Origin of the sequence: Pseudonocardia kongjuensis (genome assembly GCF_039526905.1) — a bacterium.
Lineage (GTDB): Bacteria > Actinomycetota > Actinomycetes > Mycobacteriales > Pseudonocardiaceae > Pseudonocardia > Pseudonocardia kongjuensis.
The window spans coordinates 102,877-126,724 of record NZ_BAAAJK010000014.1; the positions used below are offsets into that span (position 1 = coordinate 102,877).

A 23,848-nucleotide genomic window follows, 5' to 3' on the forward strand; every position below is an offset into this window, starting at 1 on the left:
ACCCGGGGCCGGACCTCAGAAGGCCGGCCAGGGGATGGCGGGCCCGAACCCGTCCGGCCCCGGGAACCGCGGCTCGGCGAGCAGGTGGTCGATCCGGGAGCGCAGCGCGGCGACCTCGCGCCGGGTGACGTGCTCGCCGAGGGTGTCGGCGAAGTCGCCGGCCAGCTTGGCGCGCAGCTCCTTCAGCGCGGCGGTGTGCTCCTCGCCGAGCTCGTCGCCGATCCAGCCCCACAGCACCGTCCGCAGCTTCGGCTCGCTGTGCAGGGTGAGGCCGTGGTCGACGCCGTAGACGCCGCCGTCCCCGCCGAGGATGACGTGCCCGCCCTTGCGGTCGGCGTTGTTGACGACGACGTCGAACAGCGCCATCGACCGCAGCTGCGGATGGTCGGCGTGCACCAGGACGACCGGGTCCCCGGCGCCGTCGCGGGCCCGCAGCACCGGCAGCCAGCCGTCCGGGACGCAGTCCGGCTCGCACAGCTCGACCAGCGACTCGGCGGCGAGCTGGATGGTCTCCTCGTCGATCTCGGCGCCGAACCCGTCGTCCGGGTCGTCGCCGCCGCCGGTGAGCGCGCTCTCGTCACCGGAGGAGACCCACGCCTGCACCATCCCCGGCCCGAACGGCGCCTCCGCGCGCAGCACGGTCGGCGGGACGACCCGCAGGCCGGACTCCTCGGCGACCAGGTAGGCGCCGACCTCGCGGCCGGCCAGGGTGCCGTCCGGGAAGTCCCACAGCGGGCGCTCGCCGCGGACCGGCTTGTAGACGCAGCGCAGCTCGATCCCGTCGAGGGTGGCGGTGCCGAACAGGGTGGCGTTGGAGGCGTCCACCATCCGGCCGGTGATCTCGATGCGGCCGCGGGCCAGGACCTCGAGGACGGCCGGGTCGCGCAGGTCGGGGGCCTGGCCGCTCACTCGGTCTCGGTCTCGGCCACGGGATTGCGGTCGTGGTAGCCGTTGAGCCGGACGCAGACGTGGCCCTCGGGATCGAGCGGCTCGGCGCACAGCGGGCACGGCGCGCGGCCGGCCGAGACGACCTTCTCCGCGCGATCGGCGAACGCCTTCGCCTCGTTCGGCGAGAGGAACACCCGCAGCGCGTCCGGGCCCTCCTCGGTGTCGTCGAGCACCACCGACTCGTCGATCTCCTCCTCGGTCACCGCGAGCAGCTCGACGACGATCGAGCTGGAGTCGGCGTCCCAGCCCAGGCCCATGGTGCCGACCCGGAACTCCTCCTCCAGCGGCACGGCGAGCGGATCGGTGTCCGACCGCGGCGAGCCGGCGTCGGTGCCCTCCTGCAGGTTCTCCTCGCCGAACCGCTTCGCCACCTCGCCGAGCAGCGCGGTGATCCGCTCCGCCAGCACCGTGACCTGCTGTTTCTCCAGCAGCACACTGATCGTCCGGGAGCTCTCGATCGCCTGCAGGTAGAAGGCGCGATCGCCGGGCTCGCCAACGGTCCCGGCCACGAAGCGGTCGGGTCGGCGGAAGACGTGGATGACGCGTGCCATGACCCTTCCCAGGGTAGGCGACGGCGGGGCGGTAGGCATCCCCGCCACCCCGCGCGATCGCCGCGACCTGCGCCGATACGCACCGGGGGTGATCTCAGGCGTTCGTCGAGCCCCCGACGACGGCGTCCGACGCGGCCCGGTCGTCCTGGCCGGAGCCCTCCTCGGGCGGCTTCGGGACCAGGTTGGCGACGTCCCCGGACTGCTCGTTCATCCGGGCCACGAACGGCCGCAGCGAGGTGTAGGTGACGACGCTCACCGAGCAGGTGTCGACCACGATCCGCTGGAAGGTGTCGAGATGGCAGCCGAGCGCGTCGGCCAGCACCGACTTGATCACGTCGCCGTGGCTGCAGGCGAGCAGGATGGAGTGCTCGCCGTGCTCGGCCCGCACCCGGGCGACGTGCCGGCGGACCGCGGCGACCGACCGGGCCTGCATCCCGGCGAGCGACTCGCCGTCCGGGAACTCGGCCGCCGAGGGATGCGCCTGCACGACCTTCCACAGGTCCTCGGACACCAGCTCGGAGATCGGCCGCCCGGTCCACGAGCCGTAGTCGACCTCGGCCAGGTCGTCCTCGACGACCGGTTCCAGGCCGCGGGTGGCGGCCAGCGGCGCGACGGTCTGCCGGCAGCGGGTCATCGGGGAGGTGACGATCGAGGCGATCGGCAGGGCCGCGAGCCGGTCGACGACGGCGTCGGCCTGCTCCCGGCCGCGTTCGTCGAGCTCCACGCCGGGGGTGCGGCCGGCCAGGACACCGGCCGTGTTCGCCGTCGAGCGCCCGTGCCGCAGCAGGATCAAGGTCGTCACGCCGCCCGAGGCTACGCGGACCGGGTCGCCGTCAGGTGGCGGAGATCGCGCCGATCGACAGCGCCGCCAGCAGCGCGACGCCCAGCGCGATCCGGTAGGCGACGAACACGTAGACGGTGTTGTTCTGCACGAACCGCAGCAGCCAGGCGATCACCGCGTAGCCGACGACGAACGCGATCAGCACGGCGACCAGCATCTGCACGCCGGACGGCCCGTCCCCGGCGAACACGTCGGGCAGGGTGAACAGCCCGGCGCCGAACACCGACGGGATCGCCAGCAGGAACGAGTACCGCACGATCGCCGGACGGGTCAGCCCGAGCGCCAGCCCGGCGGTGATCGTGCCGCCGGACCGGGAGACGCCCGGGATCAGCGCCATCGCCTGGGCGAAGCCGAGGGCGATGCCGTCGCGCACGGTGATCCGCTCGATCGGCTTGGTCTGCCTGCCGTAGCGCTCGGCCAGCCCGAGCAGCACGCCGAACACGATCAGCATCACCGCGACCAGCCACAGGCTGCGGGCGACCGTCTCGATCTGGGTCTTGAACAGCACCCCGAGCACGGCGATCGGGATCGACCCGATGATCACCAGCCAGGCCAGCCGGTAGTCGTCGGTCCGGCGGACCTCGGCGTCGCGGAAGCCGCGCAGCCAGGTGGTGAACAGGTGCCAGATGTCCTTGGCGAAGTAGACGATCACCGCCACCTCCGTCCCGATCTGCGAGACGGCGGTGAAGGCGGCCCCCGGATCGCGCCCGAAGAACACCTCGGAGGCGATCCGCATGTGCCCGGAGGAGGAGACCGGCAGGAACTCGGTCAGACCCTGGACGAGGCCGAGGACGATCACCTCGAGCCAGCTCACGGGCGACCCCCGACGGGTGGGTCTGCCGGATGCGGAACCTGATCGGTCACGGGCGGTCACCGTACTCGCGGAGACGGGCGTCACAGCGCGCGCCCTCGACGGTGTCGGGCCCCTTCGGGCCTAGGCTCGTGCCCCGTGCAGCGCAGACCCGTCGGCTCCAGCGGTCTGGAGGTGTCCCGGATCGGCCTGGGCACGATGACTTGGGGCGAGGACACCTCACCGGACGAGGCGGGCGCGCAGCTGCGGGCGTTCGTGGACGCCGGCGGGACGTTCGTCGAGACGGCCGACGACTACGGCGGCGGCGCCGCCCAGCAGGTGCTCGGCGGGCTGCTGCGCGGCACGGTCGCCCGCGACGACGTGGTGCTCGCCGGGCGGGGCACCGCGATCGACGCGCCCGGCCGGGGCGGCGGCCCGGCGCGGGCGTCCCGGGCGGCGCTGCTGCGCTCGCTGGACGGCACCCTGCGCCGGCTCGGCGTCGACCACCTGGACCTGTGGCAGTTCCCGGGCTGGGACCCACGGGTGCCGGTGGACGAGATGCTGTCCGCGGTGCAGGTCGCCGTGTACTCGGGCCGGGTGCGCTACGCCGGGCTGGTCGCGCCGCAGGGCTGGCAGCTCGCGACGGTCGCGGCCGGTGCGGGCGCCGGGCCGGACCCGGCGGTGGCCAGGCCGGTGTCGACGCAGGTCGAGTACTCGCTGCTGGCCCGCGAGCCGGAGGCCGAGCTGCTGCCGGCGGCGCGCTACCACGGGCTCGGGATCCTGGCCTGGGCCCCGCTCGGGCGCGGCGTGCTCACCGGGAAGTACACCGACGGCACGCCGGCCGACTCGCGCGCCGCGAGCGCGCTGCTGGCGTCCTACGTCGAGGCCCGGCGCACCGAGCACTCGGCCCGGATCGTGCAGTCGGTGCTGACCGCGGCGGACGGGCTCGGCACGTCGCCGCTGGTGGTCGCCCTGACCTGGGTGCGGGACCGGCCGGGGGTGGCGACCGCGGTCGTCGGGGCGCGGGACGCGGCGCAGCTGCGGGCGTCGCTGGCCGCCGAGGACGTGACGTTGCCCGCCGAGATCCGGACCGCGCTGGACGACGTGAGCGACCCCGTCCGGTAGCGCTCCGGCGGTGGATCCGCGGCGCCGGGCGCGCCTATGGTGGGGGCACCCGGTGGGTACCGGGGCGGCACACGGCGGGGCAGCGGGTTCCGGGAGGCACGGATGGCGGAGAGCGGGCCGGAGGACGTCGACGGGAATCGCCGGGGCGGGGGCCGGCCGACCGGCACCCGCGACGGCGAGAGCTGGATCGACGACCGCTACGAGTACCGCCCGGTACGGATCGACGGCGACGTCACCCGGCTCACCGCGTCGGTCCGGCTCGCCATCCAGGCCGAGTTCTCCGGCTGGGAGCTGTCCCGGCTGCGGCTCTATCCCGGCGGCGTCCGGAAGGTCGTGCTCCGGCGCCGACTCACCCACCGTGACGTCGGGCTGCTCCCCGAGCCGACGATCTGAGGCGTTCCCGCCGGTAACACCCGCCCATCGAGGTGATCACGCTCCGCGTTAACAGCACGGAGCGTGAACCTCGCGACCTTGTGCCGCGGTGGCATCACCCGAAAGGATGAGGTCCGCGCCACCTGCCGCTCCCCGACTCCGGCACCGGTGCTGCCCGATCCGTTTCGCCCGGTGCCCAGGCCGAGGACGTCCAGGGACTGCTCGCGACCCACCCCCGGAGTACGTCCTCATGCCCGTCCGCCGTTCGCGGCCCGCCGCACCCGCCGGTCCCGCCGGCCCGGCCCCGCGCCCCGGCCCCGCACCGGCCGGGGACCATCGCCGCACCCGCAGCCAGGACGTGGCCGCCTCGCCGTCGCTGATGGCGATCGTGCTGGTCGCGGCCCTGGGCGTGCTCGCGTACACGGTGTTCCTGTTCGACTTCTCCAACCGGGGCGACTGGCCCGCGTACACCCTGGTGCTGCTGGCCGAGTCGATCATCGTGCTGCAGGCGCTGCTGTCGCTGTGGACCATCCTGTCCAGCGGCTACGACCCGCGGGACTTCACCTTCAACGAGGCGCAGCGCAGGCTCTACGGCGGTGGCGACGGCGCCGACGGCGAGTCCACCCGGGCCATCGGGATCGGCCGGCGCGCCGATCCGCTGCACCTCGGCGGCGTGCCGGTCCGGGTCGACGTCTTCGTCACCACCTACGGCGAGTCGCTCGCCGACATCCGGCGCACCGTCGCCGCGGCGGTCGCGATGGACGGCGAACACACCGTGTACGTGCTCGACGACGGCAAGTCCGCGGCCGTCCGCGAGCTGGCCGCCGAGCTGGGCGCGGAGTACATCGCGCGGGAGGGCAACGCGCACGCGAAGGCCGGCAACATCAACCACGCGCTGTCGGTGACCGACGGCGAGCTGTTCGTCATCCTCGACGCCGACTTCGTCGCCCGCCGGGACTTCCTCCACGAGACGGTCCCCTTCTTCGCCGACGGGGACGTCGCGTTCGTCCAGACACCGCAGACCTACGGCAACCTGGGCGGGCTGATCTCGCGCGGTGCCGGCTACATGCAGACGGTCTTCTACAAGTTCACCCAGCCCGGCAAGAACCGGTTCAACGCCGCGTTCTGCGTCGGCACCAACGTGGTGTTCCGGCGGGCCGCGGTCGACGAGATCGGCGGGATCTGGCAGGAGTCGAAGTCCGAGGACGTGTGGACGTCGATGAAGCTGCACGAGCGCGGCTGGCGGTCGGTCTACATCGGCCTCGAGCTCGCCGTCGGGCACACCCCGGAGACCATCGAGAGCTACACCAAGCAGCAGCTGCGGTGGGCCACCGGCGGGTTCGAGATCCTGCTGCGGGCGAACCCGATGGGCCGCGGCCGCAACCTCACCCTGGACCAGCGGTTGCAGTACCTAGGGACCGCGACGTTCTACCTGGTCGGCATCGCGCCCGGGCTGCTGCTGCTGGTGCCGCCGATGCAGATCTACTTCGGGATCACCCCGATCTCGCCGGACGTCCCGGTGCTGACCTGGGTGCTGTACTACGCCGGCTTCTACTTCATGCAGGTCGCGGTCGCGCTGTTCACGATCGGCTCGTTCCGCTGGGAGACGCTGCTGCTCGCGTCGGCGTCGTTCCCGATCTACGTCAAGGCGTTCGTGAACGCGCTGCTGCGCCGGGACCAGGCGTGGAGCGTGACCGGGCGCAAGGGGGTGCGGAACTCGCCGTTCGCGTTCATCGGCCCGCAGGTGCTGGCGTTCGTGTTCCTGGCGGCGACGTCGGTGGTCGGGCTGTGGCAGGCACAGCAGATGCGGACGTTCGACCTGGCACTGTTCTGGAACCTGCTCAACACCGCCGTGATCGGGGCGTTCGTGGCGACCGCGGTCCGCGAGTCCCGGCAGATCCGCGCCGAGGCCCGGGCGCTGGACCGGCTGCGCAGGCTCGGCCGGGCACCGGCCGGCGAGCACGACCGCAAGGTGCGGACGCCGGTGCTGCCCGCGCCGCGGGTCCGCTCCGCGGCGGTCCCGGTGCCCGCCGGACGGGTGTCGCCCGGCTCCCCGCCCGCGACGCGCTCGGCGGGTGGCGGCGGGACGGCCGCAGGATCCGGCCGCCGCACCGGCCCGCACCCGACGACCGGACCGCACGCCCTTCCCCGGCCGGCCCTGGCCGGGGCCGCGGTCGCACCGGGTCCTGGTTCGGGTCCTGGGTCCGTCCCTGGGGCCGGGTCTGTGCCCGGGGCAGCCGGTGATCCGCGGCGGGATCGGGTGGCCGGGCCGCCGTCCGGGCCGGTCGAGCCGGTCCGCGCCGGCACCGGTCCGGTACCGGACCGGGCCCGCCGCCGGGCCCGGTCCGGCCCCCGCCCGGTCCTCCCCGACGCCATCGCCGCGCCCGCCTTCACCGGCCCGTCCGGCATGCAGGACGGCGCCGCACCGGCCGGCGCCGACGGCGGCTCCCGCTCCACCGGGGCCGCGCACTCCACGGGTGCCCCACGCTCCAACGGCGCCCGGTCCAACGGCGCCCGGTCCAACGGCGCCCACTCGACCGGCGCCCCACACTCCGCCGCCGCATCCACCGCTGCCGACGGGGCGTCCCACTCCCCCGCCGCACCCCGATCCCCGGAGGGTCGCGCCGCACCGCACCGGCTCGACCCGGCACCGCACCGGCAGGACCATGACCCGGTACCGCACCGGCACGACCACTACCCGGCGCCACACGGTCACGACCACGACCCGGTGCCACGCCGGCACGCTGCCGCCCCGGCACCGCACCGGCGCGACCCGGGGACGCCCCCCGGCGCCCGCTCCGCCCCCGCCCCCGCAGGCCCCCGGATCCCGCGGCCCCGGGAGACCGCGAGCGGCCCGCACCCGCTGCCCACCCGGGTCGGGTCCCGGCACGCCCGGAGCGGGCGGTGAGCGCCGGGCGCAGACTGCGGCTGGGGCTGGGCATCACCACGGTGCTGCTGCTGGTCGCGGTCCTGACGATGACCCTGAACGCCCGCAACGGCGTGGTCCGCGGCCACTCCGCGGCGCTCAACGCGCAGAGCTACCCGGTCGGGACCGACTACTCCGGCACCGTCACCGCGCAGCTGGTCCAGGTCGGCGACGAGGTCACCGTCGGGCAGCCGATGTTCGAGGTGCAGAGCGCCACCCTGTCCCGCGACCTGCAGCAGGGCCTGCTCGACCCGGCCCGGGTGCCCTACGGCATCAAGGACGGCAGCACCCTCGTCGTGACCGCCACCGACCCGGGCCGGGTGGAGTCCGTCGGCTACGCGGTCGGCGCGTTCGTGGCCGCCAACTCGGAGCTGGCGACGGTGCAGCGGGCCGGATCGCTCTACATCGAGGCCGAGTTCATCCTCACCGCACCGGACTACGCCCGGCTGCCGCCGAACGCGACCGTCGACGTCGTCCTGCCGGACAACGGGCGGATCACCGCGCAGGCCGGCCGGGTGCAGGTCAGCACCGAGAACGGGGAGGCCCGCACCGTCGTGCAGGCCTACAGCCCGGAGCTCGCGGACTCGACGGCCGACGGGCTCTTCGCCGTCGGGACGCCCGTCCAGGCGACCCTGCACCTGCGCAACGACAACGTCGTGACCCGGGCGTCCACCTGGATCACCGAGCTCACCGGCTTCGGCGGGTTCGCGCCGTGAGCCGGCACTCCGCCGACCATCCCGGCGCCTGGTCGGTCGACGTCCCCGCCCCGTCCGGTGGCCGGCGACGGCGCAGCGCCGACGCCCCGGAGGCGTCCGGCCCCGTCCCGCACCCGCGGCAGCCGCCGACCGGCCCATCTGTGCCCGGAACGGACTCGCCGACCGTCCCGGTCCGCGCCGCGGTCCCCCGCCGGCCGCCGGCCGCCCCGCGACCCGGTCGTCCCCGCCGCTCACGGAGGCTGGTCGTGCTGCTCACCGTCGCCGTGGTCGCGATCGTCGCCGGTGTGGCCGGCGTGTGGCTGCTGCCCGGTACCGGTGATCGGGCCGGGACCACCACCGGTGATCCGGCGATCGCCGCGTCGATCGCCGGGCTGCCGCAGCGCTCGGTCGGTGTCCCGCCGACGATGCGGCTGGCCGAGGGCCAGGTCCCGCCGACCAACCGCTGGTTCTCCGGCCTGGTCTTCCCGGACGAGCCGCAGCCGGTGTTCCCGCTGCCGCTGTCGGTCGCGGTCCGCACCGACGGGTTGTCGCTCGGGCTGCCGGAGGTGCGCGCCGACGACGCCACGATCTTCGGTTCGCACACGCCCGCGCTGGACGTCCCGCTCGGGACCAGCGACCTGCGCGTCGTCGCCTACGACGACCTGACCGTCACCGTCGCGATGCTCGCCGCAGGCGGCGCCGAGACCGGCCGGCTGGTCATCACCCGCGGCTCGCCGTTCGTCCACTACACCGCGACGACCGCGCAGGACCTCACGGTCGGGCCGCAGCCGTTGGACGCGGACGGCACGGTCGTGATCCGGGACGGCCGATACGGCGTCGTCACCGACGGCGAGCTCACCGGCTCCGCGCTGAGCCTGCCGGCCGGCGGATCGGCGACGTTCTACGCGGTCCCGCCGGACGGCGATCCCGCGGTGTTCGCCGACGCCGCACGCGTCGCGGTGACCGGCGGTTCGGTGACCGAGGACGTCGCCGGCGACACGGTCCGCTCCACTCTGACCTACCGCACCGAGGGCGGCGACACCATCGCCGGGCCGATGCCGGGGGCAGACGCCGGATGCGATCCGGTCGGCCGGTTCGCCACCGTCTACGGGCCGATGCCGGTCTGTCACACCTCGGCGCTCACGGTCGGCGATCCGGTGCTGGCGCCGTCCGGCGCGCTGGACCTGTCCGGCGTCGACGACGCCGGTCGCGCCGAGCTCGCCACCCTCGTCGAACGCGACGTCGCCGAGCTGACGCTGGACGCCGCCGACACCTACTTCGGCGGGAAGCAGCTGGTCCGGGCGGCGACGCTGATGCGGCTGGCGTCCGACCTGGGCCTGGAACCGACCGCGCAGCGGGTCCGCGACCAGCTCGTCCCGCTGCTGGAACGATGGGCCGATCCCGCCGGGTGCGCCGGGCGGAGCACGCACTGCTTCGTCTACGACCCGGTGGTACGCGGGATGGTCGGGCTGGAGAGCTCGTTCGGCTCCGAGGAGTTCAACGACCACCAGTTCCACTACGGCTACTTCCTCTACGCCGCCGCACTGCTCGGCCGGGACGATCCGGCGCTCGTCGAGCGGATCGGCCCGGTGGTCGACCTGCTGGCCGCCGACGTCGGCAGCCCGGTGCGGACGCCCGAGTTCCCCGAGTACCGCGCGTTCGACGCGTTCGCCGGGCACTCCTGGGCGTCCGGGTTCAGCCCGTTCGGCGACGGCAACAACCAGGAGTCCAGCTCGGAGTCGGTCTCCGCGTACAACGGTCTGGCGCTGTGGTCGGAGCTGCGCGGGGACACCGTGCAGCAGGACCGGGCGGTGGCGATGCTGTCCCGCGAGGCGGCGTCGGCGATGCGGCACTGGGTCGAGCCGGACCTCGCGGCGTTCCCCGAGTTCGCACACGGGGTGGTCGGGATCAACTGGGGTGGCAAGCGGGACCACGCGACGTGGTTCTCCGCGGAGCCGTCGGCGATCCTGGCGATCCAGCTGATCCCGATGTCGCCGGTCGCGGAGTACCTGCGCGGCGATCCGGAGCGGATCAGGGAGAACGTCGCGGCCGCGACGCCCACCGGGTACGACGTGCCCTACGCCGACTCGATCCTGATGTACCTCGCGCTGGCCGACCCGGACGCCGCCGCCACCGCGGCACGGGCGCTGCCGGACGAGCGGATCGACGACGGCAACTCCCGTTCGTACCTGACGGCCTGGATCCTGGCGCAGCGCTGAGCCCGGGAACGCTGACTCCGGTAGCACTGGGTCCGGGAGCACTGGGTCCGGGAGCGCTGGGGGGTCCGGGAGCACTGGGGCCGGGAGCACTGCGCCGTCCGGGTGATCCTGGCCGGAGCTGTCCACAGGGGACGACATCGGGGCGTTCCTGTCAGGGACACCCGGCATACTCGACCACATGTTCGATGACGGAGCCTCCACCAGCACGAGAACTGCACCCCCGGTCGCGGATCCCGGCTCCCGCGCCCGCCGGGGCGCCCGGCGGTCCGGCCCGCCCGGCTCCTCCGGCCCGGGCACGGGGAGTCCCGGGCGGGGCGGTCCCCGATCCGGCCGCGGCAGTCCCCCGGCCAGCACAGGCGAGCCCCGATCCGGCAGCAGCAGTCACCCGGCCAGCACCGGCAGCCCGTCATCCGGCCGCAGCCGCTCTTCCAGCAGCGGCAGCCCACCGTCAGGCGGCACTCCCTCCTCCAGCAGCGGCAGCCCACCGTCCAGCAGCACTCCCTCCTCCAGCAGCGGCAGCCCACCGTCCAGCAGCAGCCCCTCCTCCAGCAGCGGTGATCCCTCACCCAGCAGCCGCAGCCCCCGATCCGGCGCGGGCGGCCCTCGGTCCGCGGGCGCGGCCGGCATCGGTCGCTCGACCGGAGCTGCGGCAGCTTCCGGCCCGGGTGACGCCTCCGCCACACCGGCCCGGTCCCGCCCGCCCGACTCCCCCCGCTGGTCCGAGCACGTCCCCGGTTCCGCTCTGGTCGCCGTCCTGGAACACCCGCCGGCTCCCGGGATGTCCGCCCACGAGCGGCTCGAGCGCATCGCCGCCTTCGAACGCGCGATCGCCTGGCTCCAGGCCCGCCAGGACGTCGAGATCTCCGGCTACGTCGCCGACGCCGAACAGGTCGCCGCGGCCGCCGTGCCGAGTCCCCGCCGCCCGGGTGCCGGCCCGTCCGGTGCGTTCGACACCCCGGAACACGCGTCCCGGTCGGCGACCGCCGAGATCCAGCTGATGCTCCACCTCACCGGTGCCACGATGCTCGCCCGTCTGGAACGCGCACGGCTGCTGCACCAGGACCCGGTGCTCGCGCCGACCGCGACACTCGCCCACGCCGGGCTGCTCACCGCACCGAAGACCCGGAAGATCCTCGACGGGACCGCCGGGCTCGATCCGCCGCAGGCGGCCCGGCTGCAGGCCGCCGTCCTCCCGAAGGCCCCGACCCAGACGACCGGGCAGCTGGGCGCCGCGATCAGCCGGTTCCTGGTCTCGCTGACCGACCACGAACTCCCCGTCCGGCGCCGGGACCGCGCCACCCGGGCCCGTGGTGTCACCGTGCAGCCGGACACCGACGGCATGGCCGTGCTGCGCGCGTTCCTTCCCGCCGCTGCCGCCACCGGCATCTACGCCGTCCTCGACGAGACCGCCCGGCGCCGCCCGTGCAGCGGCGGCCCCGACCTCCGCACGATGGACCAGCGCCGCGCCGACGCGCTCACCGATCTGGTCCTGCATCCCACCGGGCACGTGAGCGAGGGTTCGGCGGCCGTCGCCGGCGCCCACGGCGCAGCACCCGCACAGCCGTCTCCCAGTGCCGACGGTCGGCGCGACCGTCCGACCGGCCCGACGGCTCTCGCCGCCGACGACGACTCCGGCGGATGCCCGGCCACGCCGACGGGCGCATCCGGCGTCCAGTCGAGTCCGGCCGGCACGCGCGATGTCGCCCCCACCACGGCCGGAATACCCGGCGCCGCACCCAACCCAGCCGGAGTACCCGGCGCCGCACCCAACCCAGCCGGAGTACCCGGCGCCGCACCCAACCCAGCCGGAGTACCCGGCGCCGCACCCAACCCAGCCGGAGTACCCGGCATCGCACCCAACCCGGCCGGGGTACCCGGCGTCTCGCCCACCCCGGCCGGCATCCGGCAGCCGCCGCCCCCCGCGATCTCGGTGCGGATCAACGTGACCGTGCCGCTCGACACCCTGCTCGGTGCCGCCGAGGAGCCCGCCGAGCTCGCCGGTCACGGCCCGATCCCGGCTGCGGATGCCCGCGCGCTGGCCTTCGCGACCGGGAGCGTCTGGTACCGGCTGATCACCGATCCGGTCAGCGGCCGCGTCCTGCACCGCGACACCACCCGGTACCGGCCCGATGCGGCACTGACCGAGCTGGTGCGGGCGCGGCATCCCACGTGCACCCATCCGGGGTGCCGGGTCCCCGCGCACCGCTGCGATCTCGACCACGTCGTCCCGCACGATCCGGACCGCGACGCCGGTCCGACCAGTGCCGACAACCTGCATCCGCTGTGCCGCAGCCACCACCGGCTCAAGCACAGTCCCGGGTGGCAGGTGCGCCTGCTCCCGGACGGCAGCACCCGGTGGACCACCCCGTCCGGGCACGTGCACGTCACCGATCCGTCTCCGGTCGGGCCGGTCGGGCCAACCGGGGCCGCACGGCGCGGACCGGGGGTGCTCGCGCTGTTGCGTGACCCGGGGCTCGCCGACCGGCTCGCCACCGGTACCGCCGAGCCACCGTTCTGATGAGGCGCGACACGAACCCGCCGCCGGCGACGGGCGCCCCGCCCGCTCCGGACGGCGCGGTGGCGCGTACCCGCCGCCACAGGGTCGGGCGGTCAGCCGCCGTAGGGCACCGTCAGGATCTCCATCAGGTGACCCGACGGGTCCTCGAAGTAGACGCCCCGGCCACCGTCGTCGGTGTTGACCTTGCCGGGCCGGGACCGACCCGGATCGGCCCAGTACGCGCCGCCCCGCTCCCGGATCCGAGCGAACGCGGAGTCGAACGCGGCGTCCGAGAGCAGGAACGCGTAGTGCTGCGACGCGATCTCCGCGCCCGCTGCGGCGTCGAGATAGTCGAGGCTCACCCCGTTCGCGGTCTCGACGACCTGGAACGGCCCGAACGGCTGCGGCTCGGCGAGCCCGAGGATCCCGGCCAGGTACGCGGCCCCGGCACGCTTGTCCCGGGAGTGGACGATGGTGTGGTTCAGATCTGCCATGCACACCACGGTGCAACCTCGACCTCGGTCGAGGTCAACCCCGGGCTCAGGATCCGCTGCCGTGCAGCCCGACCTCGGGCGGACGCCCCGCACCGCGCGGGCTCGGCACCCCGCGGAACCCGTAGGGCGCGGGCTCACGGCCCGGCTGCACGAACCAGCACTCCCCCGGCTCACCGCGGTCCAGGATCTGCTCGACGGCCGCGGCGACGTCGTCGGCCGACAGCATCGGGAAGTCCCCGAACTGCTCCCGCACCTCGGCCAGCAACGGAGTGTCGGCGAAGCCGGGACAGACCGCGTTCACCCGGATCCCGTGCGCCACCAGGGGATCCGCGGCCGACCGTACGTACCCGACGACCGCGTGCTTGGTCGCCGCGTACAGCGCGTCACCCGGCAGCGGAACCAGCCCGGCCAGCGACGCGGTCGCCACGATGTTCCCGCCACCGGCGCGGCGCAGCGCCGGGACGGCGGCGGCCAGCCCGAACACGACGTGATCGAGGTTGACGCCGACGATCCGCCGGTACTCCGCCACGTCCAGGTTCTCGACGCCCGACTGACGGGCGGTGATCCCGGCGTTGAGCAGCACCACGTCGAGCCGGCCGAACCGCTCCTCCGCCTCCGCGACCGCCGCGGGCATCGCCCCGGGATCGGTGACGTCGGCCTGCACGGCGAGCCCGCCCGACCTGCCCGCCACGGCGGCGGCGCCGTCCCCGTCGAGATCCACCACCGCGACCTGCGCACCTGCCCGCACCAGCCGGTCCACGGCCGCCGCACCGATGCCCGATGCGCCGCCGGTGACCAGGGCGACCCTGCCCGAGAGATCCATGCCGGTCACCCTGCCCGATCCGGGCGCCGCGAGACAGCCGGACGGGCCGGGAGCGGCTCGCCGGGGCCGGTGCGGCGACCGCGGCCGCCCACGCCGTACGGCCGGCCGTACGAGCCGCGCCGCATGAGCGCTACCGGACACAGGGCCGCCGCACACCGGCGGCCGGGCACGAGGTGCCGGCCCCGGGGTGCCGGAGTGCCGCACACCGGTGCCGGAAACTGCACCACGCCGCACGGCACCGTCCGCGAGAGCACCGCCGGTCCATCACCGCCGGTCCATCACCGCCGGTCCATCACCGCCGGTCCATCACCGCCGGTCCATCACCGCCCGTCGGCAAGCCCGTCCGGCCCAGCCGTCCAGCCCAGCCCGTCCAGCCCAGCCGTCCAGCCCCGCCGTCCAGCCCAGCCGTCCGGCCCAGCCGTCCGGCACTGCCCGTCGACCCAGGCCGTCCGGCCCGTCCGTCCAGCACTGCCCGTCCGTCCAGCACAGTCCGTCCGTCCGTCCGGCACAGCCCGTCCGTCCAGCACAGCCCGCGTGTCACGCTGTCCGGAGGAAGCGGTCCAGCACCCGGGTCCCGAACGTCAACGCGTCCACCGGGACCCGCTCGTCGATGCCGTGGAACAGCGAGGCGAAGTCCAGCTCCGGGGGCAGCCGCAGCGGCGCGAAGCCGTAGCACTTCATCCCGAGCGCCGAGAACGCCTTCGCGTCGGTCCCACCGGACAGCATGTACGGGACGATCTCGGCCGTCGGGTCCTCGGTCCGCAGCGCTGCCTGCATCGCGTCGGTCAGCGCGCCCTCGAACGGCGTCTCCACCGCGGGGAGGTCGGTGACCCACTCCCGCTCGACGTCCGGACCGAGCAGCTCGTCGATCTCGGCGAGGAACGCCTCCTCACGCCCCGGCAACACCCGGCAGTCGACGACCGCCTCGGCCGTCGACGGGATGACGTTCGCCTTGTACCCGGCGCTGAGCATCGTCGGGTTCGCGGTGTCCCGCACGGTCGCGCCGATGATCCGCGAGATCGGGCCGAGCTTCGCCAGCGCGCCCTCGAGATCGTCCTCCGGGTACTCGACGCCGGTCAGCTCGGTCATCCGGTCCAGGAACGCCCGCACCGTGGGCGTCACCACCAGAGGGAACGTGTGGTTCCCCAGCCGCGCGACGGCCTCGGCCAGGATGGTGACGGCGTTGTCGTCGTGCAGGAACGAGCCGTGTCCCGGCTTGCCCTTCGCCCGCAGCCGCATCCAGGCGATGCCCTTCTCGGCGGCCTCGATCAGGTAGGCCCGCTGGTCCTCGCCGAGGGTGAGCGAGAAGCCGCCGACCTCGCCGACCGCCTCGGTGCAGCCCTCGAAGAGGTCCGGCCGGTTCTCCACCAGCCACTGGGCGCCCCACTTGCCGCCGGCCTCCTCGTCGGCGACGAAGGCCCACACGATGTCCCGCGGCGGCACGACGCCCTCACGCTTGAAGCGGCGGGCGACCGCCAGCATCATCGCGTCCATGTCCTTCATGTCGACGGCGCCGCGGCCCCAGACGTAGCCGTCCTGCACCGCCCCGGAGAACGGGTGCACCGACCACTCGCTCGCGTCCGCGGGGACGACGTCGAGATGGCCGTGCATCAGCAACGCACCCCGGGACGGGTCCGCCCCGGCCAGCCGGGCGATCACGTTCATCCGCTTCGGCATGCCGGACTGGACGATCTCGACCTCGTAGCCGACCTCGGTCAGCTTGGCGGCCACGTAGTCCGCGGCCTCCGCCTCGCCGGCCAGGGTGTCCGGGTCGGCGGTGTTGGTCGTGTCGATCCGGATCAGCTCGGAACAGAGCTGGACGACCTCCGCCTCGGCGCTGGCCGCCTCGCTGCTGGATGTGCCGTTCGGGTCGACGCTCATGAGCGTCTTCCTACCACCGGCGCCCCGACCGACCCGGCCGCAACCCCTCCCCGGGGCTCGGTTATGCTTCACCGGCACGCGATCGAGAGATCGTGGCGTCCGAGTGGCGGAATGGCAGACGCGCTAGCTTGAGGTGCTAGTCCCCGTATTAGGGGGTGGGGGTTCAAGTCCCCCCTCGGACACACTCACCACCCACATGGGCAGGTCGTCAGATGGACGGCACGCTCGCCGCTTTAGAAGCGAAGCCCCAGGTCAAGAGCCTTTGACAGCCGTACGAGGCTGACCCGGCTCTCTTCCGCGAGTGCCCTGCCGGCGTCACCGAGTGAGTCGATCATCGCGTACACCTCGGCCCGGTCGAGCTCCGCGCCGGACACGGCACCGTCGATCTCCGCCTGTGCCGACGCGCGCTCGGCTCGAGCCTGGTCGATCGCGTCGACCAGCGCGGACGGCTGCTGGGGTGTGGCCGAGTCGGGCTACTACTACGCCGTGCCGACTCGCTCCTTGTCAGCGGGGCGAGCCCGGTGGAACCGGCCTCGTCCCGGATACCGCGGTCCGGCGCTGCCATCCCGGATCGTCCCGCCGTGATCCTCGGTAGCCGAGGCGACGGTCCGGCGAGCGAGGCCGAGGCGGCTGCACCACGCTTCGGCGCATCCGCCTACTGGCCCCGGCCCATCTGAACCCGGTGCCCTGGCAGTACCGGTTCAGAGGCGCGGCAGCTCGGTCGGTGGTGCAGCGGTGGGCGAGGTGACGAGCATGCCGCCGTCGACGGGCAGCACCGCTCCCTGGATGTAGGCCGCGGCGGGAGTGGTGAGGAACGTGACCACCTCGGCGACCTCGTCGGGGTCACCCGGTCTGCCTGCCGGGATGGCCTCGCCGTAGCTGGTGAGGAGGTCATGGGCCACGGCGTCGGCGCGGGGCGTGCGGATCGCACCGAGTTCGAGGGCGTTGACCCGCACTCCGAAGCGCCCGTACTCGGTCGCCCACGAGCGCGTCATGGACCCGAGCGCGGCCTTGGCGGCGCCGAACAGGCTCAGCCCGGCCACACCGAACTGGGCTGACGTGCCGGTCATGTTGACGACGATGCCGTGCCCACGGCGGGCCATCTCCGGTGCGAGGATGCCGGTGAGCTGGAAGGGCGCCCGCAGGTTGACCGCGATCACGGCGTCGAAGTCCGTGGTCGACGTGTGCTCGGTCGGCCCGTAGTACGGCACTCCTGCGTTGTTGACCAACACGTCGATGCGACCACCTGCGGCTGCGACCGCGGCTGCGGCAAGATCGGTCACCGCGCCCGGGTCGGCAAGATCGGCCACGACGAAGGCTGCCGAGCCGCCGGCGTCGCGGATCTCGGTACAGGTTTGCTCACCCTGATTCTCGGTGCGACCGGTGACCACGACGAAGTGTCCGGCGCGGGCCAACGCGAGGGCGGTGCGTCGACCGATCCCGTCGGTCGAACCTGTCACCAGTGCAGTGCGCTGCGGCCCGTCGGCCGGCCCTGCGGGAGCGTCATCGAGCATGGGAGTCACAGCACCGTGTCCGCGAGTCGTGCGACCTCGTCGAGGTCGGCGATGCCCGAGAGGAGCATCAGTTCGTCGGCGCCGAGCTCCTCGAACTCTGCGACCCGCTCCCTGATCGCCGCTGTTCCACCGGCCAGGCCGCCCGAGACCATCGTGGCGAGCTCGTCGCCGAAGACGCTGTAGTAGTCGTGCACATTCGCGCGGGCCTGCTCGAGGGCTCCGATCCCGACGTAGGAGAGCGCGACCAGGCGTGGGGGCGAGGACCGGCCGGCCCGGTCCCACGCCTCCCTCGCTGCGTCGAAGGAGGGCGCGACCATGCTCGGAGGCAGTGTCGCCCCGATGTAGCCATCACCCTCCCGGGCGGCTCGCCGGAACGCGGCATCGCTCGTGGCGCCGAACAGCAACGGGATCTGACGGGTCCCCGGCGGTACCGCCGAGCGGGAACCGCCACCGACCGGGTCGCCCTTCCAGACCGAGCGGTAGATCTCCAGGTCCGCGTCCAGACGTCGGCCCCGATCTCGCGGACCGTGGCCCTCGACCACGAAGTCGTCGTCCCGGATCCCCGCGCCGATTCCGAGCGTGAGCCGTCCGCCCGAGACGCCGTCGATGCCCGCGACCTCCTTGGCCAACAGGTGCGCCGGCCACGTGGGGGCCAGCAGAACATGGCTGAGCAGGCCGATCCGGCTCGTCGCGCCCGCGCTCGCGGCGAGGGCGACGGTGTCGCTCACCCCCGGATAGGCGAACCGGCCGACAGTGCCCAACGTCGAGAAACCGGCCTCCTCGGCCAGCGCGGCCCAGCGCGGGATGATCCGCGGATCCATGCCGAGCACCTGGTTCGGCAGCGTGATGCCGATCTTCATGGGACTCCTCTTCCTGGTGATCGTGACAACGTCCCGCAGGCACACCGCCGACCGGGACATGACGTCGTCGCCTGTCGTATGGCACGTGGTAGACCGGGTTGTTCCCGAGCAGTTCGACAGCGTCTCCGTCAGACCTTTCGAGAACTGGTGAGAACGAAACTTCCGTTGGTCCGATCCGTGAGCGGGTCCAGGACCCGACCGTAACCGGCGGCCGCGGTACGCAGTCTGCGGGACTCGACGACCCAGCGGTTCGCGAGCAGCCACGATTCCGGATCGGGACGAGATCCGGCTTCGAGGAGGATTCGGAGGTCCACGCCCATGGATTCCGAGGCGGCTCGGGCCTCGGGATCGTTCATCCGGTCGAGGAACGCCGGGTCGTCCTCGGTCGCCCATCGCGACCCGGGCGCCGCCAGCATGTCGACGGTCTCCAGCAGCCCCTGCTGCGCAGCAGGGGTCAGGTAATAGAGCAGCCCCTCCGCTATCCAGACCGACGGACTGCTCCGATCGAAACCGGCGGCATCCAACGCAGCTGCCCAGTCACCTCGCAGATCGTGCCCGACCGGACGATGATCGCATGACGCGGCGGCACCGAGAGTATCGAGCACCTCCATCTTGAAATCCAGAACCGCTGGCTGTTCGATCTCGAAAACCACCGTACCGCTCGGCCATCCGAGGCGTTGTGCGCGAGTGTCCAGCCCGGCCGCAAGAATGACCACCTGCCGGATCCCGTCGTCGACGGCCTGTTCGAGAACGTCGTCGAAGAACCTCCCGCGCGTTCCGAGAAGGTCCGACATGGCGCGCCAGTTGGCGGCATCCGGCGCCGGTCTGGTCGGGATCGGAAAGGGTAGGCGCGCCGCCTCGACCAGCGGCTCGGCGTACGGGTCACTGACGATCGAGTCATCGCGGTGGTGTTCGACGGCCCGGCATGCCGCGGCGACAACCGCAGTCGTACCGATCTGGGAGGCGATGTCCCAGATCTCGGTGGAGTCTGCCATGACGCACGCTTCCTTTCGGGTTCCGGGTCCTGGCGACGACGACGAATTCACCGCGCGATCATCCGACCGGGTCGCGGAGTCCGAGCTTCGCCCGGTAACGGCGGTAGGCGATCGGACCGAGGCGGCTCATCACGAAGAAGACCGGAGTCGGCATCGCATCCTTCAGCAGCTGGCGCTGCTCGTCGGTGGCGTCCGCCAGAAGCATCCCGATCACAACGGGAACCCGGGATCGAGGGAGCGTGCTCAATCCCTGGTTCCCGACGTTCGCCCACTCCGCCGCGGTGAGATGGCGATCGATCATCGGGAGGATCATCTCCTCCTCGGCCGCGAGGTGCTCCTCGAGAACCGGGGGAAGCGCTTCAAGCCGGTCCGCCAGCTGCGCGCGTTCGGATTCCGTCGGATTCCGCCGCCAGACGGCGTTCTGCGCCTGCGTCTCGTTCAGTGCGGAATCCACGGCGTGGTGCTGCGCCTCCATCAGCTCGACCATCCCCACAAGCTCGTCGGGCCTGCGCTCGACGAGTAGTGGCCAGCAGTGCGCGTCCTCGCTCCGGTGATGCGTGTGCAGCAGATCGACGATCAGATCCACGTGATCGGCGACCGTTCGAGCACGGTCCCGATCGGCGGGGCCCACTCCCCGGACCAGATCGGGCAGCGCAGCGAACTCCCGTCTGAACATCGTGTGCACGGCGATCATGTCCCGGCTGTCGGCCCGGTTCGTCATATCCCACTCCTCTCCTCGTCACGCAGACCACGTTCGTGCACGGAGCACAGGCGACGCATCGCCGCTACGGCCGTCCGGCATGCGGGACGTCCACCCGGGTGGTCAGCAGCCGGGATTCGCGGGCCGCCGCTCGGCCGGCGGCGTCGAAGTCGGGCGATGCGCAGAGGAACAGGGTCCGACCGTCGTCGCCTCCCAGCATGCAGGCGAAGACACCACTGTCGACCTGGATCTCGTCGACGATGTCCGCACCCTCCTTCACCCGGATCACCCTGCCTCCCAACGCGTCGGCGATCCACAATGCACCCTCGGCGTCGAGGCAACAGCCGTCCGGTGCGATCGTCAGCTGCCCCAGGACGGAGGCGAGACCGGGCCCGGTCGGCAGGTCGCCGAACCTCGCCCAGACCCGCCGGTTGGTGAGAGCGCCGCTGTCGTCGATGTCGAATGCGGTCACCCGGTTCCCGAACGTCTCGCCGACGATCAGGACGTTGTCGTCGGTGATGACGCTTCCGTTCGGGAAGTGCAGGCCCCGCGCGGCCTCGCCGACGGTCCCGTCCGGCTCGACCCGTGTGATGGTCGTGGTGGCGGGGTCCGCACCGGAGCCCAGGTCGAAGCCGAAGTCACCGACGAAGGCGCGACCGGTCGGGTCCACCACCATGTCGTTGAGGTTGCCGCCGGCGTGCTCGCCCAGGTCGGCGTGGAGGACGACCTGTCCGTCGTGTTCCCGGCGCAGCAGGGTGTGGTCCCGCGCGGAGACCACGATCAGGCGGCCGTCGGGGAGCCAGCCCGACCCGCCCGGCTGGTTCGGCACCTCGAGCTCGGTCGTCAGACAGGAACCGTCCTCGGCCGCGGACAGCACCCGGTTGGTGTAGAAGTCGGAGAACCAGATGCGACCGTCGTGCCACCGGGGGCACTCCGTGAACGACATTCCGGTGACGATCGTGGTCAACGCATGCATGTGTCAGATCCTCGTGCGATTGTCCCTTTTGCCAGATGTTCGGCGACCTCGGTCTCGCTGCACCGCGGCGCACCGGGAACCCACAGGCCCTGCTCCGTCCCGGCGTAGACGGAAGTGGGCAGGGGGTCGCGCCCGTTCAGCGGGCTCCTTTCCACGCCTCGGCGATGACCTCCGCCAGCACGTCGGGCTGCGACAGGAACGGCGAGTGCGAGGAATCGATCCTGACCACGTTCGTCGTCGTCGCGGAGATCCGGTCCATCGCTTCGACGTACTCCTCCTGCATCCGCGGCGGGATCATTCGATCGCGCTCGCAGACGACGTACGTCCGCGGCACGCTGCCGAAGTTCTCCCGAGTGGCGGAGACCGGCTCGAGGGCCGTTCCCACCGGCGCGTCGACGTTGAGCAGCGTGATGGCCGCGTCGGCGATCGGGACGGGGACGTCACCGTAGAGGGCCGCCCGGATGGCTTCGTGGCCACCGCGGTCGCCGGTGTCCATCCGCGAGGCGCCCACGGTCCGCGGATCCGCCCTCAACAGTGCCGTCCCCTGCTCGCCGGTACTGTTCGGGCTGGCCATGTACGCACCGGCGGGAACGCCGTCGACGGGTGCCAGAGCGGCGACGTAGACGATGTGCGAGAACAGGGACGGCTCCAGTTCCGCGGCCAGCGTGGCGACGGCCCCACCCATGCTGTGCGCGACGACGACACACAGCTCGCCGCCCCCGATCGAGCCGAGTTTCGAGATCAGATCACGCGCCGCGGTCGTGGCCGTGATCGACGCGACCGGTGACGACTCCGAGGCGAAGGCATCCTCCTCGAACGGACGTCGCCAGTAGGACTCGGGCGGTACACCGTCAAGACCCTGCCCCTGCAGGTCGACCGCGACCGAGGGGATCCCGCGCCCGGCCAATCCGATGGTCGTGAGGTTCCAGCACCACGTCCCGTGCCAGAATCCCGGGACCAGGACCACTTGCTTCATGCTCACTCCGTACTCGACGTTTCTCTGTCACGTGTCTCTGTCACGTGGGGACTCGCTGAGCCCGGCAGGTCCTGAGGTAGCTGAGGAACGAGGCCTGCAGGCCGGTCACGTGGGTCTCGCGCAGGACCGCGCTGGTGACGGCTGCGCCACCGGCCCTCAGCCGGTGCAGGACGGTGGCCGTGTTCTTCGTCAGGTTCTGGTAGACGGCCAGGTCCCCGAGCAGCTCCCGGTCGTTGACGGTCAGGTGCAGCTCGGTGGCGGGCAGGTCGTCGCCGAGCTTCTCGAGCAGGGCGAAGACCTGGCTGTTCTCATCGAGGACGCCGGGGCTGCCGGCACCGATGCTCTCGAACAGCGTGCTGCCGGTGAGCCAGGCGTAGAGGCTGAAGAGTCCGCCGTAGGAGTAGCCGAAGAGGCCGTGGCCACTCGCGGCCGTGCCGTGGTCGCGTTCGATCCGTGGGTGCAGTTCCGTGGTGAGGAAGCTCAGGAACGCGTCGGCGCGGGGATTGCGCAGCTCGGCGAGGTAGGCGTCGGCCTGCTCGCGTGTCATCGCCCCGGTCCGGAGTCCGATCTCGACGGCATCGACGAACTCGGTGGCAATGGGCTCGCCGGGTGGGACGAGGTCCCTGTTGCGCAGCCGATCCCACTCGTGGGCCTCCGCGCCCGCGTAGCCGACGCTGACCTGGACGTAGGGCCGGAGCTGCTGCATGGGGTCCCGCTGGGTGACGACGAGCGGAGCCGTCATTCCCACGGTCCAGTTGCCGTCGAGCACGTAGACGACCGGCGCCGGCGCTGCGGCGGGGTCGTACCCCGGTGGCCTGGTGACCCAGATGCCGTAGTCGTGTCCCGTGCTCGAACGCATCTCGAAGTAGTCGGTGTCGGCGAGACAGCCCTGCCACATCGTGCTCATCGCAGGACCTCCACGAGCTGTAACCGTCCCACGACGTGATCCCTCCTCGTTGCGAACCGACTGGGACCATGTGCGGAGCAGCAGGCCATCATCGATCTTTTCCAATGGATAATTCCTGGAGGCGATCCTGTCAAGCACAGAGCGCACGGGCGACGCACGCGCACGTCTCCTGGCCCGGCTTCTCGACGTCTTCGACGAGGCACCTCCCGCGCCGGAGGTGTCGCTGCGTGAGATCGCCGCCAGGACCGGGACCAGTCACGCCCTCCTGCGGTACCACTTCGGGTCACTCCCCGGCGTCCTGGCGGCGATACTCGGGGCGCAGCGGGCCCGTGACAACGAGGCTCTCCTCGAGGTCGCCGACCAGGGCACCTTCGACGATCTCGTCCTGGCGATCTGGCGGGCCTACACCCGACCCGAGCAGCGGTCGCGTGTCCGCGCCTTCTTCCACGTCGTCGGACTGGCCGCGTACCGCCCGGAGGAGTTCTGCGACTTCATCGCCTCGCTCGACGACCTGACCGGAACGCTGGCCGCGCTGGCCGTACGCGAGGGCCTCGGCGCCGAGGAAGCCTCGACCCTGGCCACCGTCACCGTGGCCGCGATGCGTGGCCTGCTCCTGCGGGAGATCCTGACCCCGACCACGTACCCGGACGACGCGGTCGCCCTGATCCTGCGCATGAGCAGGGACCGATCCGCCCCACGGACGCACCCCGGGCCCTGAGCCGGCGCGTGCCCTTCGCCGTCTCGTGTGTCCTCCCGGC

Annotated in this window: 22 protein-coding genes and 1 tRNA gene; 8 read left to right on the top strand and 15 right to left on the bottom strand. The window is 72.7% G+C overall.

Features of this window, described 5'->3' with window-relative positions:
* Positions 1 to 15: 15 nt before the first annotated feature.
* The 4 genes from ABD160_RS17290 to ABD160_RS17305 form a co-directional block, all read right to left on the bottom strand.
* Complete coding sequence (locus tag ABD160_RS17290) at positions 16 to 909, bottom strand: SCO1664 family protein (protein WP_344023625.1); 894 nt, start codon at positions 907 to 909, stop codon at positions 16 to 18.
* Positions 906 to 1,499 (bottom strand): DUF3090 domain-containing protein, encoded by a 594-nt coding sequence (locus ABD160_RS17295; protein ID WP_344023627.1) that lies wholly within the window; start codon positions 1,497 to 1,499, stop codon positions 906 to 908. Before ABD160_RS17295 ends, ABD160_RS17290 begins: the two co-directional genes overlap by 4 nt.
* Positions 1,500 to 1,593: 94 nt before the next feature.
* Positions 1,594 to 2,301 carry a histidine phosphatase family protein gene (locus ABD160_RS17300; protein WP_344023629.1) on the bottom strand — a complete coding sequence of 236 codons (708 nt, stop codon included), beginning with the start codon at positions 2,299 to 2,301 and terminating at the stop codon, positions 1,594 to 1,596.
* Between the two features lie 31 nt (positions 2,302 to 2,332).
* Positions 2,333 to 3,154 carry an undecaprenyl-diphosphate phosphatase gene (locus ABD160_RS17305; protein WP_344023631.1) on the bottom strand — a complete coding sequence of 274 codons (822 nt, stop codon included), beginning with the start codon at positions 3,152 to 3,154 and terminating at the stop codon, positions 2,333 to 2,335.
* Between the two features lie 135 nt (positions 3,155 to 3,289).
* Between ABD160_RS17305 and ABD160_RS17310 the strand changes: the two genes are divergently transcribed.
* From ABD160_RS17310 to ABD160_RS17330, 5 genes are all read left to right on the top strand, one after another.
* Entirely contained in the window at positions 3,290 to 4,255 is a 966-nt protein-coding gene (locus ABD160_RS17310) for an aldo/keto reductase (protein WP_344023633.1), read from the top strand.
* 102 nt (positions 4,256 to 4,357) lie between these two features.
* Positions 4,358 to 4,648: a DUF5703 family protein gene (locus tag ABD160_RS17315; protein ID WP_344023635.1), complete on the top strand. Its 291-nt coding sequence runs from the start codon at positions 4,358 to 4,360 to the stop codon at positions 4,646 to 4,648.
* Between the two features lie 229 nt (positions 4,649 to 4,877).
* Entirely contained in the window at positions 4,878 to 7,535 is a 2,658-nt protein-coding gene (locus tag ABD160_RS17320; protein ID WP_344023637.1) for a glycosyltransferase family 2 protein, read from the top strand.
* Positions 7,532 to 8,269 (top strand): hypothetical protein, encoded by a 738-nt coding sequence (locus ABD160_RS17325; RefSeq protein WP_344023639.1) that lies wholly within the window; start codon positions 7,532 to 7,534, stop codon positions 8,267 to 8,269. Before ABD160_RS17320 ends, ABD160_RS17325 begins: the two co-directional genes overlap by 4 nt.
* Positions 8,266 to 10,467 (top strand): glycosyl hydrolase, encoded by a 2,202-nt coding sequence (locus tag ABD160_RS17330; RefSeq protein ID WP_344023641.1) that lies wholly within the window; start codon positions 8,266 to 8,268, stop codon positions 10,465 to 10,467. The genes ABD160_RS17325 and ABD160_RS17330 overlap by 4 nt, the downstream gene beginning before the upstream one ends.
* Positions 10,468 to 10,848: 381 nt before the next feature.
* On the opposite strand, the gene ABD160_RS17335 is transcribed toward ABD160_RS17330, so the two are convergent.
* Positions 10,849 to 11,094, bottom strand: coding sequence for a hypothetical protein (locus ABD160_RS17335; RefSeq protein ID WP_344023643.1), 246 nt, complete (start codon positions 11,092 to 11,094; stop codon positions 10,849 to 10,851).
* Between the two features lie 151 nt (positions 11,095 to 11,245).
* Between ABD160_RS17335 and ABD160_RS17340 the strand changes: the two genes are divergently transcribed.
* Positions 11,246 to 12,985, top strand: a complete 1,740-nt coding sequence (locus ABD160_RS17340; RefSeq protein ID WP_344023646.1) for an HNH endonuclease signature motif containing protein — start codon at positions 11,246 to 11,248, stop codon at positions 12,983 to 12,985.
* A 92-nt stretch (positions 12,986 to 13,077) separates the two neighbouring features.
* Here the strand turns inward: ABD160_RS17340 and ABD160_RS17345 are convergent, their stop codons facing one another.
* The 3 genes from ABD160_RS17345 to ABD160_RS17355 all read right to left on the bottom strand — a co-directional run bounded on the left by ABD160_RS17345 (position 13,078) and on the right by ABD160_RS17355 (position 16,162).
* Entirely contained in the window at positions 13,078 to 13,458 is a 381-nt protein-coding gene (locus ABD160_RS17345) for a VOC family protein (protein WP_344023648.1), read from the bottom strand.
* 46 nt (positions 13,459 to 13,504) lie between these two features.
* Positions 13,505 to 14,281: an SDR family oxidoreductase gene (locus ABD160_RS17350; protein WP_344023650.1), complete on the bottom strand. Its 777-nt coding sequence runs from the start codon at positions 14,279 to 14,281 to the stop codon at positions 13,505 to 13,507.
* 537 nt (positions 14,282 to 14,818) lie between these two features.
* Positions 14,819 to 16,162 carry a M20/M25/M40 family metallo-hydrolase gene (locus tag ABD160_RS17355; protein WP_344023652.1) on the bottom strand — a complete coding sequence of 448 codons (1,344 nt, stop codon included), beginning with the start codon at positions 16,160 to 16,162 and terminating at the stop codon, positions 14,819 to 14,821.
* 97 nt (positions 16,163 to 16,259) lie between these two features.
* On the opposite strand from ABD160_RS17355, the gene ABD160_RS17360 reads away from it, so the two are divergent.
* Positions 16,260 to 16,344, top strand: a tRNA-Leu gene (locus tag ABD160_RS17360).
* Between the two features lie 519 nt (positions 16,345 to 16,863).
* On the opposite strand, the gene ABD160_RS17365 is transcribed toward ABD160_RS17360, so the two are convergent.
* The 7 genes from ABD160_RS17365 to ABD160_RS17395 form a co-directional block, all read right to left on the bottom strand.
* Positions 16,864 to 17,676: an SDR family NAD(P)-dependent oxidoreductase gene (locus ABD160_RS17365; protein ID WP_344023654.1), complete on the bottom strand. Its 813-nt coding sequence runs from the start codon at positions 17,674 to 17,676 to the stop codon at positions 16,864 to 16,866.
* Between the two features lie 5 nt (positions 17,677 to 17,681).
* Positions 17,682 to 18,536, bottom strand: coding sequence for an LLM class flavin-dependent oxidoreductase (locus ABD160_RS17370; protein ID WP_344023656.1), 855 nt, complete (start codon positions 18,534 to 18,536; stop codon positions 17,682 to 17,684).
* Between the two features lie 128 nt (positions 18,537 to 18,664).
* Positions 18,665 to 19,531 carry an SAM-dependent methyltransferase gene (locus ABD160_RS17375; RefSeq protein WP_344023658.1) on the bottom strand — a complete coding sequence of 289 codons (867 nt, stop codon included), beginning with the start codon at positions 19,529 to 19,531 and terminating at the stop codon, positions 18,665 to 18,667.
* Positions 19,532 to 19,589: 58 nt separating this feature from the next.
* Positions 19,590 to 20,252 carry a hemerythrin domain-containing protein gene (locus ABD160_RS17380; protein ID WP_344023660.1) on the bottom strand — a complete coding sequence of 221 codons (663 nt, stop codon included), beginning with the start codon at positions 20,250 to 20,252 and terminating at the stop codon, positions 19,590 to 19,592.
* A 64-nt stretch (positions 20,253 to 20,316) separates the two neighbouring features.
* Positions 20,317 to 21,177 carry an SMP-30/gluconolactonase/LRE family protein gene (locus ABD160_RS17385; RefSeq protein ID WP_344023662.1) on the bottom strand — a complete coding sequence of 287 codons (861 nt, stop codon included), beginning with the start codon at positions 21,175 to 21,177 and terminating at the stop codon, positions 20,317 to 20,319.
* 166 nt (positions 21,178 to 21,343) lie between these two features.
* Positions 21,344 to 22,174 (bottom strand): alpha/beta fold hydrolase, encoded by an 831-nt coding sequence (locus ABD160_RS17390; protein ID WP_344023664.1) that lies wholly within the window; start codon positions 22,172 to 22,174, stop codon positions 21,344 to 21,346.
* Between the two features lie 49 nt (positions 22,175 to 22,223).
* Complete coding sequence (locus ABD160_RS17395; RefSeq protein WP_344023666.1) at positions 22,224 to 23,090, bottom strand: alpha/beta hydrolase; 867 nt, start codon at positions 23,088 to 23,090, stop codon at positions 22,224 to 22,226.
* A 217-nt stretch (positions 23,091 to 23,307) separates the two neighbouring features.
* On the opposite strand from ABD160_RS17395, the gene ABD160_RS17400 reads away from it, so the two are divergent.
* Positions 23,308 to 23,808: a TetR/AcrR family transcriptional regulator gene (locus ABD160_RS17400; RefSeq protein ID WP_344023668.1), complete on the top strand. Its 501-nt coding sequence runs from the start codon at positions 23,308 to 23,310 to the stop codon at positions 23,806 to 23,808.
* Positions 23,809 to 23,848: the final 40 nt, after the last annotated feature.

Bases quoted from the DNA above. Each gene is read 5' to 3' on its own strand.
- ABD160_RS17335 (WP_344023643.1), bottom strand. From the start codon at position 11,094: ATGCCGGCCGCGCCCGCGGACCGAGGGCCGCCCGCGCCGGATCGGGGG.
- ABD160_RS17395 (WP_344023666.1), bottom strand. From the start codon at position 23,090: ATGAGCACGATGTGGCAGGGCTGTCTCGCCGACACCGACTACTTCGAG.
- ABD160_RS17340 (WP_344023646.1), top strand. From the start codon at position 11,246: ATGTCCGCCCACGAGCGGCTCGAGCGCATCGCCGCCTTCGAACGCGCG.
- ABD160_RS17375 (WP_344023658.1), bottom strand. From the start codon at position 19,531: ATGGCAGACTCCACCGAGATCTGGGACATCGCCTCCCAGATCGGTACG.
- ABD160_RS17380 (WP_344023660.1), bottom strand. From the start codon at position 20,252: ATGACGAACCGGGCCGACAGCCGGGACATGATCGCCGTGCACACGATG.
- ABD160_RS17295 (WP_344023627.1), bottom strand. From the start codon at position 1,499: ATGGCACGCGTCATCCACGTCTTCCGCCGACCCGACCGCTTCGTGGCC.
- ABD160_RS17355 (WP_344023652.1), bottom strand. From the start codon at position 16,162: ATGAGCGTCGACCCGAACGGCACATCCAGCAGCGAGGCGGCCAGCGCC.
- ABD160_RS17345 (WP_344023648.1), bottom strand. From the start codon at position 13,458: ATGGCAGATCTGAACCACACCATCGTCCACTCCCGGGACAAGCGTGCC.
- ABD160_RS17315 (WP_344023635.1), top strand. From the start codon at position 4,358: ATGGCGGAGAGCGGGCCGGAGGACGTCGACGGGAATCGCCGGGGCGGG.
- ABD160_RS17320 (WP_344023637.1), top strand. From the start codon at position 4,878: ATGCCCGTCCGCCGTTCGCGGCCCGCCGCACCCGCCGGTCCCGCCGGC.
- ABD160_RS17370 (WP_344023656.1), bottom strand. From the start codon at position 18,536: ATGAAGATCGGCATCACGCTGCCGAACCAGGTGCTCGGCATGGATCCG.
- ABD160_RS17350 (WP_344023650.1), bottom strand. From the start codon at position 14,281: ATGGATCTCTCGGGCAGGGTCGCCCTGGTCACCGGCGGCGCATCGGGC.
- ABD160_RS17365 (WP_344023654.1), bottom strand. From the start codon at position 17,676: ATGCTCGATGACGCTCCCGCAGGGCCGGCCGACGGGCCGCAGCGCACT.
- ABD160_RS17385 (WP_344023662.1), bottom strand. From the start codon at position 21,177: ATGTCGTTCACGGAGTGCCCCCGGTGGCACGACGGTCGCATCTGGTTC.